This window comes from Psychrobacter cibarius, assembly GCA_030686115.1.
GTDB classification, from domain to species: domain Bacteria; phylum Pseudomonadota; class Gammaproteobacteria; order Pseudomonadales; family Moraxellaceae; genus Psychrobacter; species Psychrobacter cibarius_C.
Map to the genome: position 1 here is coordinate 2,270,844 of CP131612.1, position 13,962 is coordinate 2,284,805.

General features: G+C 43.5%; 11 protein-coding genes. 3 read left to right on the top strand and 8 right to left on the bottom strand.

What is annotated here, in order from left to right:
* Positions 1-165 precede the first annotated feature (165 nt).
* Positions 166-2,769, bottom strand: coding sequence for a bifunctional aconitate hydratase 2/2-methylisocitrate dehydratase (gene acnB / locus Q6344_09615; protein WLG12864.1), 2,604 nt, complete (start codon positions 2,767-2,769; stop codon positions 166-168).
* 485 nt (positions 2,770-3,254) lie between these two features.
* Here acnB and Q6344_09620 point away from each other — a divergent pair, with 485 nt between their 5' ends.
* Complete coding sequence (locus tag Q6344_09620; GenBank protein ID WLG15192.1) at positions 3,255-3,665, top strand: carboxymuconolactone decarboxylase family protein; 411 nt, start codon at positions 3,255-3,257, stop codon at positions 3,663-3,665.
* 174 nt (positions 3,666-3,839) lie between these two features.
* Complete coding sequence (lipA, locus tag Q6344_09625) at positions 3,840-4,883, top strand: lipoyl synthase (protein WLG12865.1); 1,044 nt, start codon at positions 3,840-3,842, stop codon at positions 4,881-4,883.
* Positions 4,884-5,010: 127 nt separating this feature from the next.
* Here lipA and Q6344_09630 read toward each other — a convergent pair whose 3' ends face one another.
* The 3 genes from Q6344_09630 to Q6344_09640 are packed head-to-tail and all read right to left on the bottom strand — an operon-like array spanning position 5,011 to position 8,615.
* The gene (locus Q6344_09630; protein ID WLG12866.1) at positions 5,011-7,101 is read right to left on the bottom strand and encodes a TRAP transporter permease; all 2,091 of its coding nucleotides are present in this window, start codon (positions 7,099-7,101) and stop codon (positions 5,011-5,013) included.
* On the bottom strand, positions 7,073-7,615 hold the full coding sequence (locus Q6344_09635) for a DUF1850 domain-containing protein (protein WLG12867.1): 543 nt from the start codon (positions 7,613-7,615) through the stop codon (positions 7,073-7,075). Before Q6344_09635 ends, Q6344_09630 begins: the two co-directional genes overlap by 29 nt.
* The gene (locus Q6344_09640) at positions 7,596-8,615 is read right to left on the bottom strand and encodes a TAXI family TRAP transporter solute-binding subunit (protein ID WLG12868.1); all 1,020 of its coding nucleotides are present in this window, start codon (positions 8,613-8,615) and stop codon (positions 7,596-7,598) included. Before Q6344_09640 ends, Q6344_09635 begins: the two co-directional genes overlap by 20 nt.
* A gap of 510 nt (positions 8,616-9,125) precedes the next feature.
* Between Q6344_09640 and mtnP the strand changes: the two genes are divergently transcribed.
* Entirely contained in the window at positions 9,126-10,025 is a 900-nt protein-coding gene (mtnP, locus tag Q6344_09645; GenBank protein ID WLG12869.1) for an S-methyl-5'-thioadenosine phosphorylase, read from the top strand.
* Positions 10,026-10,138: 113 nt separating this feature from the next.
* Here the strand turns inward: mtnP and Q6344_09650 are convergent, their stop codons facing one another.
* The 4 genes from Q6344_09650 to arsS are packed head-to-tail and all read right to left on the bottom strand — an operon-like array spanning position 10,139 to position 13,436.
* Positions 10,139-10,777 carry a TIGR04282 family arsenosugar biosynthesis glycosyltransferase gene (locus Q6344_09650; GenBank protein WLG12870.1) on the bottom strand — a complete coding sequence of 213 codons (639 nt, stop codon included), beginning with the start codon at positions 10,775-10,777 and terminating at the stop codon, positions 10,139-10,141.
* Positions 10,778-10,811: 34 nt separating this feature from the next.
* A complete protein-coding gene (locus tag Q6344_09655; protein WLG12871.1) occupies positions 10,812-11,537 on the bottom strand; it encodes a TIGR04283 family arsenosugar biosynthesis glycosyltransferase in 726 nt (241 codons plus the stop codon).
* 39 nt (positions 11,538-11,576) lie between these two features.
* A complete protein-coding gene (locus Q6344_09660; GenBank protein WLG12872.1) occupies positions 11,577-12,425 on the bottom strand; it encodes a DUF547 domain-containing protein in 849 nt (282 codons plus the stop codon).
* A 12-nt stretch (positions 12,426-12,437) separates the two neighbouring features.
* Positions 12,438-13,436 (bottom strand): arsenosugar biosynthesis radical SAM protein ArsS, encoded by a 999-nt coding sequence (gene arsS / locus Q6344_09665; protein WLG12873.1) that lies wholly within the window; start codon positions 13,434-13,436, stop codon positions 12,438-12,440.
* Positions 13,437-13,962 lie beyond the last annotated feature (526 nt).

Here is a 13,962-nt window from a genome sequence, read left to right on the forward strand (position 1 = left end):
GTGAAAGTCGCTGATTAAGAATTAATGAGCAGCTTGCATTATAATTACCCAATAAAAGTTTGCAAACACTTATTGATATTTTTGAACTTTTAACATAACGAAAAACCCCGCATCATCACGATACGGGGTTTATTTTTATCTTACTAATTAGCTTTAAAGCAAATATTAGGTCAACTGAGCAACGTTAATTTTGTCGGCTTCTTCAGTATAAGAATCCATACGATCGAAGTTCATGTACTGATACACTTCCTCGCCCATGCTATCAAGCATACCAGCGTACTGCTGATATTCTTCGTTGGTTGGCAACTTACCAAGTACCGCTGCTACGGCTGCAAGCTCTGCAGAAGCTAGGTATACGTTAGCGCCTTGACCCAAACGGTTCGGGAAGTTACGAGTTGACGTCGATACCGCCGTAGACTTCGGTGCGATACGTGCTTGGTTACCCATACATAGTGAACAACCTGGCATCTCAGTACGAGCGCCGGCTTGAGCGTAGATGTTGTAGTAACCTTCTTCCATCAATTGACGCGCATCCATTTTAGTTGGTGGCGCAATCCATAGACGAGTCTTTAGGCTTCCTGCTGGTACGTCTTGTAGCAGTTTGCCCGCAGCGCGGAAGTGACCGATGTTGGTCATACATGAGCCAATAAACACTTCATCAATGGTATCGCCAGCGACATCAGCCAATGTTTTTGCATCGTCTGGATCGTTTGGACAGCAAAGGATAGGCTCTTTGATAGTGCTCATATCGATAGTCATATCGATGGCGTATTCTGCATCAGCATCAGCACGCAATAGGCTTGGGTTTGCTAGCCATTCTTGCATCTGCTCGATACGACGGCTAATCGTACGCGCATCGCCATAGCCTTCTGAGATCATCCATTTTAGAAGGGTAATGTTTGAGTTTAAGTACTCAGTCACTGACGCTTCAGACAAGGTGATGGTACAACCAGCAGCACTACGCTCAGCTGAGGCATCAGATAGCTCAAATGCTTGCTCAGCGGTCAAGTCTTCTAGACCTTCGATCTCAAGGATACGACCATTAAACTCGTTGATTTTGCCTTTCTTATCAACGGTCAATAGACCTTCTTTAATCGCTTGATAAGGAATCGCATGTACTAGGTCACGCAACGTGATACCAGCCTGACGTTCGCCAACGAAGCGTACACGGACAGATTCAGGCATATCTAGAGGCATAACACCAGTCGCTGCGGCAAATGCTACCAGACCAGAACCAGCTGGGAACGAGATACCCATTGGGAAACGCGTATGCGAGTCACCACCAGTACCAACGGTATCTGGCAATAGCATACGGTTCAACCAGCTATGAATGATACCATCACCTGGACGTAAGCTTACGCCGCCACGGTTCATGATAAAGTCAGGTAGTGTGTGCTGAGTCTCAACGTCAACTGGTTTTGGATAAGCGGCAGTGTGACAGAATGACTGCATTACTAAGTCTGCTTGGAAACCTAGGCAAGCCAAATCTTTTAGCTCATCACGAGTCATCGGACCAGTCGTATCCTGCGATCCTACAGTCGTCATTTTAGGCTCACAGTACATACCAGGACGTACGCCCTCTAGACCACAAGCTTTACCGACCATTTTTTGCGCTAGGGTAAAACCTTTACCCGTATCAACTGGCTCTTCTGGCTTAGCAAAGATATCTGAATGTCCAAGACCCATGTATGCGCGAGCACGATTGGTCAAACCACGACCAACGATCAATGGAATACGACCGCCAGCACGAACTTCATCAAGCAATGTTGGTGAGTTCAATTTGAACGTAGACAACACTTCATCTGAATCATGTTTAGTGATTTTGCCTTCATAAGGATAGATGTCAAATACATCACCCATGTTTAGGTTATCAACGGCTACTTTTTCGATTGGCAATGCGCCAGAATCTTCCATAGTGTTAAAGAAGATAGGAGCGATATTGTTACCAAGTACTAGACCGCCGCCACGTTTGTTTGGCACGTTAGGGATATCATCGCCCATGAGCCACAATACTGAGTTGGTCGCAGATTTACGGCTAGAGCCTGTACCTACCACGTCACCAACATAAGCGAGTGGATGGCCTTTTTCTTTTAACGCTTCGATTTGCTTCATTGGACCGACAACGCCCTCTTCGTCAGCCGTGATGCCGTCGCGAGAGTTTTTGTGCATAGCCAATGAATGCAATGGGATATCAGGACGGCTCCACGCATCTTGCGCAGGCGACAAGTCATCAGTGTTGGTTTCGCCAGTCACTTTAAACGTCGTGTAAGTCGTCTTTGCTGGCACAGCATCACGGTTCAAGAACCATTCAGCGTCAGCCCAAGATTGAACCACTTCTTTAGCGATAGCATTGCCCGCTTCTGCTTTTTCAGTCACGTCATTGAACGCGTCAAACACCAGTAATGTCTTTTTCAACGCTTCAGCAGCATCTTGTGCCACTTCCGCGTCATCCAGTGCAGCAACCAATGGTTGAACGTTGTAGCCACCTTGCATCGTGCCTAGGATTTGAACGGCTTTTTGCTTGCTAATAAGTGGTGAAGAGGTTTCACCCTTAAGGATCGCTGCTAAAAACGCTGCTTTAACGTAAGCCGCTTGGTCAACGCCAGCAGGAATACGGTTTTCTAGCAGGTTCATCAAGAACGCATCTTCGCCTGCTGGTGGATTCTTTAGTAGTTCAACCAACTCTGCTACTTGTTTTTCATTCAGTGGTAGCGGAACCGTTCCTAGCTCAGCACGTTCTTCGACATGTTTACGATAAGCTTCTAACACAATAGTCGTCCTCGTCAGTTGGGAGTATTAGTACATTACGTGGGTAGTCAGCATGACCGCCTGCGTCTATATACTAGATGGAATAATTATTGGTGCAATCATAGCTTAAAACGCTCTAAATGTTAATGGCTCAGCCTTTAAAAGGCTCATAAAGCGGTTATAAAGGGCTCATATTGAACATTTATTATATAAATAGTACCATCAACAATATGATTGAGCAGCCTTTCACAATCGATATACAGCTTGTCATTTTAGTCAAGCACCCCTCGATTTATGATTAAATAAAGACGCTGTGACTGCTAGACGCTTTGTAGGATATTATTTGATAAAATATCATCTTGATACGATAGCTTAGAGAAAATATCACTTAGAAAAATAACGCTTGAAAAAACAACTTTTATTAACCATATACTAAACGAATAAACATTAAGGATGATGATATGGATAGTAGTGCAATGGAAAACAAAAATAGAGAAAACAGCCATATGGAAAACAGCCATATAAAGAGCAACGCTAATTATCAAAACGGTCTGAAAGTTCGCACCGAAGTAATGGGTGAGGCACATGTCAAACGCTCGCTTGACAGCACGACTGGATTTACCCAACCATTACAAGACTGGATTATCGAACACGCTTGGGGCAGCACATGGCAAGATGACTCAGTATTGCCACGCAAATACCGCTCATTAATCACCATCGCTTTTTTAATTGCGCAAAAAAGCCCCACTGAGCTAAAAGGGCACATTCGAGGTGCCATCAATAATGGCGCAAGTGTCGCTGAGATTCGAGAAGTATTAATGCACAGCTTGCCTTATTGCGGGGCACCTGCTACTCAAGAAGCGTTTCGTGCTGCCATAGAAATCCTGAATGAGTTGGATATTGATATAGATATTTAAAACTATGGTTGCGAGACAAACCATAGTAGCCTTAATGATCCACCTCAAAATGATCAGTTAAACATTATTCATTGAAAATTAGCCCCTAAGTTTCTGCTATAATGTCCTCACTCACAACACATTCTAATAATTCCATAAACCCTTATACTATAAAGGGTTAAGAGATACTTTATTATGACAACTGCCGTACAAACACATGTGCCTGCTGCTAAGGTCAAACCTAAAAAAGCCATTCAAGGCGAAAAACTACGTGGCTATGATAAAGTTGCCCGTATCCCAATTAAAGTGATTCCGACCATCGAGGCCAAGAAAAAGCCAGATTGGATTCGAGTCAAGATGTCCTCGCCTGCTGAAGTGGCTCGTATCAAAGCCACCTTGCGCGAGCAAAAACTCTATACCGTCTGTGAGGAAGCGGCCTGCCCTAACCTGCCGCAGTGCTTCGCTGATGGTACGGCAACCTTTATGATTATGGGCGACATCTGTACCCGTCGCTGTCCGTTCTGTGACGTTGGTCATGGTCGTCCTAATGAGCTAGATGCAGATGAGCCGCGTCACACTGCCGAGACTATTTTAGGTTTGCAGCTTAAGTATGCGGTAATCACCTCTGTGGATCGTGACGATCTAAAAGATGGCGGCGCGATGCATTTCGTTGAAGTGCTCAATGAATCTCGCGCACTTAGCCCGAATTGCCTCATTGAAATATTGGTGCCTGATTTCCGTGGTCGTATGGATATCGCGCTAGACTTGTTAACTGAAACACCGCCAGATGTCTTTAACCATAACATCGAAACCGTGCCGCGCCTGTATAAAGCGTTCCGTCCAGGCTCTGACTACCAGCATTCGTTAGATTTGCTTAAGCTCTATAAAGAGCGTCGCCCTGATATCGCGACCAAGTGCGGTTTTATGGTTGGCCTTGGTGAGACTGAAGAAGAGATTTATGCATTGCTTGATGATTTAAAAGCGCACAATGTGGATATGATTACGGTTGGTCAGTATCTGCAACCTAGTAAAAACCACGCGCCTGTCGATCGTTATGTCCATCCAGACGAGTTCCAGCGTTATATGGATTATGGTAAAAAAATCGGCTTCTTTAACATTTGGGCAGGCCCAATGGTACGCTCAAGCTACTTTGCCGATCGTCAATATTACGGTGAAGACTGCCCTGCACCGATTCGTAGCAAAAAAGCATTGGCAGCAGAAGGCAAACTTGGCTGCTAAGTGTTGGGGTTTAATGAGCTAATGCTTCAAACTTAAGCTGAGCATGTAAAAAGGGTGAATAACAGTTTATGTTATTCACCCTTTTTTATGACTCTAATGAATTATTAAAACCTTCAACCGCAACGCCTTAAATGGTTAAAGTTGGCGTTGGCTCGCCACTGTTTCTAGTATTAAGGATGGCGATAGCAATAACGATCACACCACCCACTAGACCAGTCGTTATTCCAGGATAGATTAATAGCAAAGCTCCGATTGCCAAAACAACGCGTGTTACTGGGCTCATATCGCTTTTAAAATAACCCTCTAATGCTGCACTAAGTGCGAGAACACCTGTAATTGACGTCAATACTACCGTGATAATATCGATAATAGGTGGTAGCGGGAAGTCCTTAGCAGTTACCGCAAGCCCAGTAGGATCAATCATTAACATCGCTGGACTATAGATAAACATAAACGGCACGATAAATCCGGCGAGTGCCAATTTGAGCGATAAAAATCCTGTCTTCATCGGATCGCCACCAGATATACCCGCACCAGCAAAGGCGGCTAGACACACGGGCGGTGTAATATTGGCAAAAATACCAAAGTAGAAAACAAACATGTGCGCCGACAAAATTGGAATATCAAAACCAGCTAATGCTGGTGCTGCCATCGTTGCCGTAATAATATAGGCAGGAATAGACGGCAGTCCCATGCCCAATACCATCGAGGCAAGCATGGTCAAAATGAGCGTGAAAAATAATGACCCTGCACCAAGTGTGACAATTGATGAGGTCATCACCGTTCCAAAGCTGGTTAGACTCACGACTCCGATGATAATACCGACAACTGCACAGGCAGCCATTACTGCTAGCGACTGGCGTGCACCATCTTCTAATGCCCCCAAAATATCAGAGAAACCCATTCTAGTTTCTTTGCGCAGCATACTGACCACGACAGTAAAACCAATGGTATAAGCCGCTGCATAACCAACGGGCACATTTCTGATTAATAAGAAAATCAAAAATACAATCGGTAGCAGCATATGACCGCGGGCTTTTAACACTTCTTTCACGGCTGGCAAGCTTTCTTTAGCGATACCTTTTAGATCGCGACGACCAGCGCGAAAATGCACCTGCGCAATGACGCCCAGATAATACAATATCGCTGGCAATAAGGCCGCCAACGCAATTGTGCTATACGGCAAGCCTGTTGTCTCCGCCATGATAAAGGCACTCGCGCCCATAATTGGCGGTAATATTTGCCCGCCAACAGAGGCACTTGCCTCAACGGCACCCGCAAAATCTTCGTGGTAACCAACCTTTTTCATGAGTGGAATGGTAAAGGCACCAGTACTGACCACGTTTGACAAAGCAGAGCCATTAATACTACCCATAAAGCCACTGGAGATGACCGCTACTTTTGCCGGACCACCTTTTTTATGACCCGCAATTGCCAATGCTAAATCATTAAATAGCTGTCCCATCCCTGAGCGCGCTAAAAACGCACCAAAGAGAATAAACAAAAAGATAAAAGTGACCGATGCACCAATCGCAACAGAGTATAAGCCTTCGGTTTTTAGGAATAATTGACCAAAGATATCACCCATGTCATAAGGACGCGTCAGCAGCCTATCGGGCATAAAGTCTAAGTGGCTGACAAACGGATACGCCAAAAATATCCCTGCCAATATCGGTAAAATCCAACCTGTGATACGACGACTGCCTTCTAATACGCAGACCACCGTAATCAGCGAAAATATTACATCCATCTGATTGGCCATACCGCCACGTGAGGTCACGATATCTTGATATTCATATATCAGATAAGCCATCCCAGACAATGACAGGGCAAACCATATCCAGTCATACCATGCCACGCGCTGACGGCTGCTTTTTTTACTTGCGGGGAAAATTAAGAAAATTAAGGCAAAACCAATGCCCACGTGTACAGAGCGCTGTAGCAGCGCTGGCATGGGATTAAAGGTGATATATAAATGAAACAGTGAATATAAAATGCAAAGTCCAGCGATAAAATACTTCACTGGTCCTTGAGTGATGTGCCTTGTGATGGATTCTCTATCATACTTTTCTAATATGGCTTTATTGTGGGCTTGCGCCTCAAGTTCAGCGTCAACCTGAGTATCAGCATCCGTGTTGGAATGTATAGGCAAGTCGTTATTGATATGGTTATCTGACATCGTTGTCACATTATTGTGATCCATCACTTGGGAGTTCATGACACAAATCCTTGTTAAATCTATCAATGAAACCATACGTTGTCGGCATGATCGTTACTTCAGAATAGTCTGGCACCCAGCGATGAATGAGCATCTGGTAGTTACCATAGTCAATCTCACCTTTGGTCAGTCTAGATACGATCCAATTTAGGTTAGAGAGCTTTTCATTGATTTGGTAACCCAGATAGCCAGGTTTTTGTATGGGAGCAAGCGCTTCGGTTGAGGGTGTCCCTGCGCCAAAGGCTTCAAAATAGGTGGTGGTAAGCAGCAGGCCATCGCTCTCACGTTGGTACTGCTCCTCCCACCATTGTTTTTCTACAGAGTGTATCCAACGCAGTTGAAAATTTGGCTCGACAAAGTAGCAAACTTTATCATTAGCACCATCAACGCCTGCGACACGCACTTCCACCACAGGCTGATGGACAAAGAGATGCCATAGCGTAAAAAAAACCAGCGCGGCCATGCCTGCCACGCCAATTAATAACCCTAATCGCTTATTTAGCTGCTTGCTCATCATAGTACTTTTTAGCGCCAGGATGGATAGGTGCGACCATACCTTCACGAGCGGTTGCTAAGCTAATATCATTGGCCGCTTGGTGCGCTGTTTTTAGACCGTCTAAATTGTCAAATAATGCTTTGGTCAGCTTGTAACCATCTGCTTCAGACAAATCAGAGCTAACCAATAGAGCATTCATGATTGCTGCGGTTGGAATCGCGGCGTCATTGCCATAAGTGCCAGCAGGAATCTCAAAGGTCTTAAAGTAAGGCTTAGTCGCGATGATTTCTTTTAGCTTGTCTTGATTGATAGTGATCAACTGTAAATCTAAACCCTGCTCCAGCTCCATCAATGAAGAGTTTGGCAGACCACTACTAAAGAAAGCCGCTTCAATTTTACCCGCTTTCATACCGTCCGCTGCTTCCGCAAAGCCTAAATAGTCAACGGTAACATCATCATATGTGATACCAAACCCTTCTAATAGCGTCCGAGCATTTACTTCTGTGCCAGAGCCTTGATCGCCCACAGCGATGCGCTTACCACGTAGGTCTTCAATATTTTTGATGCCAGATTTTTTGGTGGTGACAATTTGCACCACATTAGGGTACAAGACCGCAATCTGTTGTATGTTGGTTATCGGCTTATCAAAGTTGTTTTTGCCTTCGATCGCGTCGGTGACCACATCACTAAGCGCCAACACCATATCAACCTTTCCTTGAGTCAATAGATTGACGTTTTCGACTGAAGCGCCAGTGGTTTGTGTTTTTGAGTTGACCCCAAAGGTTTTGACATAGACTTCTGATAATGAAGTACCGATGATGTTATAAGGGCCAGATGCTCCGCCAGTAGCGATGGTAAGAAACTTGGTGTCAAGCTTGTCGGCGGCAGTGTCAGTGGCAGCGCTATCTGTTGCCGTACTGTCAGTACTTTCTGAACTTGGTGATGAGCATGCCGTCAGACCTAAAGTGGCGCTTAACATTGCTGATAAAAGTAACGGGGATTTTAGAGAGTTGAGCATTGAATTCATCCTTGAAATAATCGAGTTAATACACTTAACGGCATCAATATATCAATAGTGATGCGTTACAGACCTGTAATAATATAGCAATTCTTGCTATAAATAAACTGCCATCCAGATTCTCTCTACACTCATACTTTATATGCGAAGCTATTTAAGTAAAGGCGCAACAGTTCTTGTAATAAATCAATAGCTAAACACAGTTTTGCTATGCGGGACAATGTTTCATAATACAATTCATTTAACCAAAGTCTGTGTCTATTGTAAACCTTTATAATCATCTAAATACAAACGAGGTTATTTGACCAAAAAATACTGATATAAAATGACTAAATGGTCGTTCTTAATGCATTTTCATCATACTGTAGGATTGATTATATTTTATATATAAACCCTAAGCGGTTGTCTTGTAAGGCAGCTCACTTAAAGTAGATCCCTTCTAAATTTACAAATTCGTCACCACATATCTTGGCAACGTTATCTATTACTCTAAAAATATGGAAAACCTTTATGACAATATCTAGTGTAGAAAAGTCAGCGGCAGTATCGGTATCCGCTGATATCGCCATCATTGGCGGTAGTGGTCTTTATCAGATGCAAGATTTAACCAATAAACGTAGTGTCAGCATATCGACGCCTTACGGTACGCCTTCTGACGATATTGTCTTAGGTGAATTAAATGGCGTGACGGTCGCCTTTCTAACTCGTCATGGTCAAGGTCACAAATTCACCCCTTCCGAAGTGCCTTATCGTGCCAATATTTATGCCCTCAAAACTTTGGGCGTACGCTACGTCATTTCGGTATCGGCAGTGGGGTCGCTAAGAGAAACGCTTAAGCCCTTAGATATGGTCATTCCCGATCAAATGATCGATATGACTAAGCATAGAAACAGCAGTTTTTTTGGGGAAGGTGCAGTGGCACACGTCGCGATGGCTGATCCTTTATGTCCTAAAGTTGCGGATATTCTAACGCGTGCTTATGTTCAGGCGCAGATAGCCGAAGGTCAATGTCATGCAAAAGCCACGTATGTCTGTATCGAAGGGCCACAGTTTTCCACTCGTGCAGAGTCACACTGGTATCGGCAGATGCAAGCGGACATCATCGGTATGACCAATATGCCAGAGGCTAAGCTTGCTCGTGAAGCGAGTATGGCTTACGCAACGCTAGCATTGGTCACAGATTTTGATAGTTGGCATCCTACCGAAGAAGCCGTTAGTGCAGACTATGCCATAAAAAACCTAATAAAAAATGCTGAAAACGCTCAAGCAGTGATTAAGCAGGCGGTCGCCCTACTAGCAGCAGAACAGCCTGACTCTATTGCCCATACAGCTTTAGCTCAAGCGTTAGTCACGCCTGTTGAGGCGATGAGTGAAGAGACTAAAACCAGACTTTCAGCATTACTGCCTTAACGATACCAATTTGTGATTATCGAAAAGCCATCGAACTATAATCAACCTAATAAGGTCAACAAAATAGCTCGATGGCTTTTTCATACCTAAAAACCCTAAATGATAAGGCGTTCTCAATTCTCAATAACTTTATAACCATCAAGCCAGCCATTTGGCAAGTAACACAAATCTTCAGGCTCATCGATATCAGGCAAAGGCGCTAACAACGCTACAGACCAGCTCAATTCTGCCAAGCGCTGTTGAGTAACCTTTGCTACGCTCGCCGTACTCCATTCGATATTGATAAATAAGCGAGCAGCAACTTGCTTAAAACCAAACAGCACATAACCACCATCAAAAGCGGGAATCATCACGCTATCTTGTGTTTCTAACTGCTGGGCAGCTTGTCGAATACGAATGGTTGTAAGATTAGGACAGTCCGTACCTATCAAAATAACGTGCTCGAAACTTGCTAATGCTTGCTGACTGGCGGTTAACATACGCAGACCCAAGTCACCATCTGCTTGTGCTGACCATTGCAGCGAGTCAGGCAAATTAAGCGCTTGCCAGCATGGATGCGTTGGCGCAGGACTGACACATAGCTCAACCGTGAAGCCAGTAGCGACGGCTTGTTCTACACTATGCAATAGTAGTTTATGCGCCATTTGCGCGGCACCTTCAATACCAAGCGCCGGTTGCAAGCGCGTTTTTGCCATGCCCTGTGCGGGGAATTTGGCAAAGAGAATAATGCAAGTTTGTTGGTTTTGATTCATGGTAAGAGTTTGTTCTTTGTAAGAGCTTATTCTTTTATTTATAATAACGCGCTTTGATATTATCAGCTGATACGCCGCGCCAATAATCAAAACGTAGATGCCACATCAAAATAATCGTCCGCCAAGTGCCGTGTTGTTGCCAACGTCTTGCTGATGTGATGACTTTACTTTTTAAACAAGCAGGTTTAGCAATACCCTTTAACTGCTTACCTTTTAGCTGTTTGCAAAGCTCAACATCTTCCATTAAGGCTTGGTTAGGATAATTACCAATTCGCTCAAATAAAAACTGGCTAATAAAAATAGCTTGGTCGCCTGTCGCGATTCCGCTCAACCGTGAGCGCCAATTAATCATTTGACTGACCAATCGCAGTGTCGGTTGACGACTATCTATTTGCACATCAAAACGTCCCCACTCTGCCCGTTTCATCGCTTCAGAAACACTCTCTATAGCATCCATTGGCAATTGCGTATCGGCGTGCAAAAATAGTAATACATCGCTAGTTGCTAACGCTGCGCCTGTATTCATTTGCAGCGCGCGCCCTGCTTTAGACTCAGTCATTTGCCAATCAATTTTACGATCATTATCAGGCATTAACTCATTAATAAAACTTCGGATCATGGCAATAGAATTATCTGTTGAACCACCATCGACCAATATCACTTGCTGCGGGTTTGGATTTAGCTTGTTGATATTATCAAACAATAAAGGCAAATTATCTGCCTCATTGAGTACTGGAATAATGATAGAAACCGTTGCCATAGCCGTCATAGTTAGCAGTACTCTTACTTGTTATTACCATTATTTCTTATTAAGGCTCCAATTATAATCGGTATAACCAATCTTCATTTTTCCTGCTTTTAGCTCAGCCGTTTGCGATTTATTAAGCCTTAAAGAAGAGCTGTAACGAGCCAAAAACCCTTTTAAATCGTTAGTACCGTGCCAGTTGGTTTCAAAGTCTTCTTTATACCATTTAAAAATTGGCGATATCTCTAACGTATTACCTTTGAGACGGTTGCGACTACTATCTGCAAGGAATTTACTGGTCACTTGCTCCAACTGTTTATCCAATTTACTGCCTGTAAAAGCATCATTTAATAGCGCAGGACAGCCGATGCTCGCACAGTTCACGGCAAAATGAATACGCGGTTCGTTATAGCGTTTGGAGCCACGGATTAGATTGTGCTCGATGTCATCAAGCGAGCGCTTTTTGCCTAATAGCGTGACAAAACCTTGTTTCCATGGCGAGCCAAAGAGGCCACCGATATCTTTAATTGATTTGATGTTAGGATACTTGGTCAACACGAGCTCTACGGTGCCAGCATTATAGACGTTGATCAAAAATGCCAATTGCTCGTCTTTATTCCAGCCGTTAAATTCCGACTGGCTAACTTTACTAGTCGCCGCCATATAGCTGTCAAGCTTGCTCTTATCCGCTTTCATACCATTATAATTAACGACAGACGCTTTACCACTATTAGTCATGGTAACGTTTTTATTCAGTAAGCTATCCCAAGTGCTATGATTAAAATCCGCATAACTTGCCATACTGGTTAACAGGATAGAAGTGGTCACTGCCGTTTTGATCAATAAACCACTACTTAAAAAAAGTCTTGTACTATTAAATCTTTGGCTATTAAATACTGACATGATTGACTCCGGTTAAATCGAGGATATTTCTTCTATCGCCTGCGCTGTTATCTCTTCCTCTAGCGCACCACCGCAGCTACTTCCCTGTCCCGCCGTACAGCCATAGCAGTGATCTGCAATGGCAATATCATCGCCAGCAGGATTTTGAGTTAATAAATCGCTTAGATGACGACGGGATTTATTGGGCACCGGAATCTCTAATTGCTGGTTAAAGTCACAATCAAACAATTCCCCTAACCAATTGACACTGATGGTCGATCGGCACATGACTTCGGTCAAATTAGCAGCCACATAATTGGCTTTGAGCAAATCCATATAGGGGTGGAATTGGTTTTTGGCCAATAGCACCGCACCAAAGCGCTGAATCGGCATATTGGTCAAGGCAAATAACTGATGGAATTCGATATCGAAATGTTCTTTTAACTCGTGCTTATAATCTGCTTCTAGTTGCTGCTGATTGGGCGGTAGCGTGGCACCTTGCGGGTTATAAACGAGGTTTAGTATTAAGTTTGAACCCACTTTGCCATAACCTAAGGCATTGAGCTTATGCAATCCCAATATACTGTCATCAAATGCGCCTTTACCGCGTTGCTTATCGACATTTTCTAATGAATAACAGGGCATTGAAGCCACCACTTCGACCGCATTGTCTGCCAAAAACTGTGCCATGTCCTCAAAGCCTTCTTCCATCAGGATAGTCAGATTACAGCGATCAATTACTTTTACACCCAAGGCACGTGCGGTTGTAACCAAATACTTAAAGTCTTCGTGCATCTCAGGCGCACCGCCCGTTAAATCAAGCGTCTCGATATTTTGTGCTTGCAAGACTTCTAGAATCAACTCAACCAACTCACGCGACATCATCTCTGTGCGGTAAGGACTGGCAGCCACATGACAATGCACACAAGACATATTGCATAAGTAACCCATATTGACCTGTAGCGTGGTTAACTCACGACGTTTGATCGCTGGGAAATCCGTGTGCTCGAGTAATTCGATAGTTGATTTCATAATGGTATAAAACCCTGTTAGTAGCACCTCTAAAGTAAGAAGAATAGCGCAAAAATAAAAGGTCAAAAAAAGACAAATTCACACGCAAGCAATTGCTTTTTATTACTATTTCATAAAATTACCATCTAATTTTTAGCCTTATCACTTTACGATTTATCTAATTAATCATACCTGATTGTGAAACAATATTGACAACTAATATCGTAATTTTCACCTTTTATACCAAATGAGCATGACGTCTCGTAGGATGTCATACAGCACTTGTCAATTTGGCTTTTAAGATATTATATTCAGCAGATTTATAGATCGACCTTCTCCTCCAATTGGCAATGCCACAGTTGTCAGTGCAAAACTCTTAAATAGCATTGACCGCACAAGGCTTTATCGCTAAATTGGTTGCAACATTCATATCTTTTAAAACAACATGCACTGATAAAATATGAATACTTTTAGAATATAGAAAGCCCACCACGTACCAATGCTTATGACACACGGATGTAAGCATCAAATCACCTTTAAGGATAAC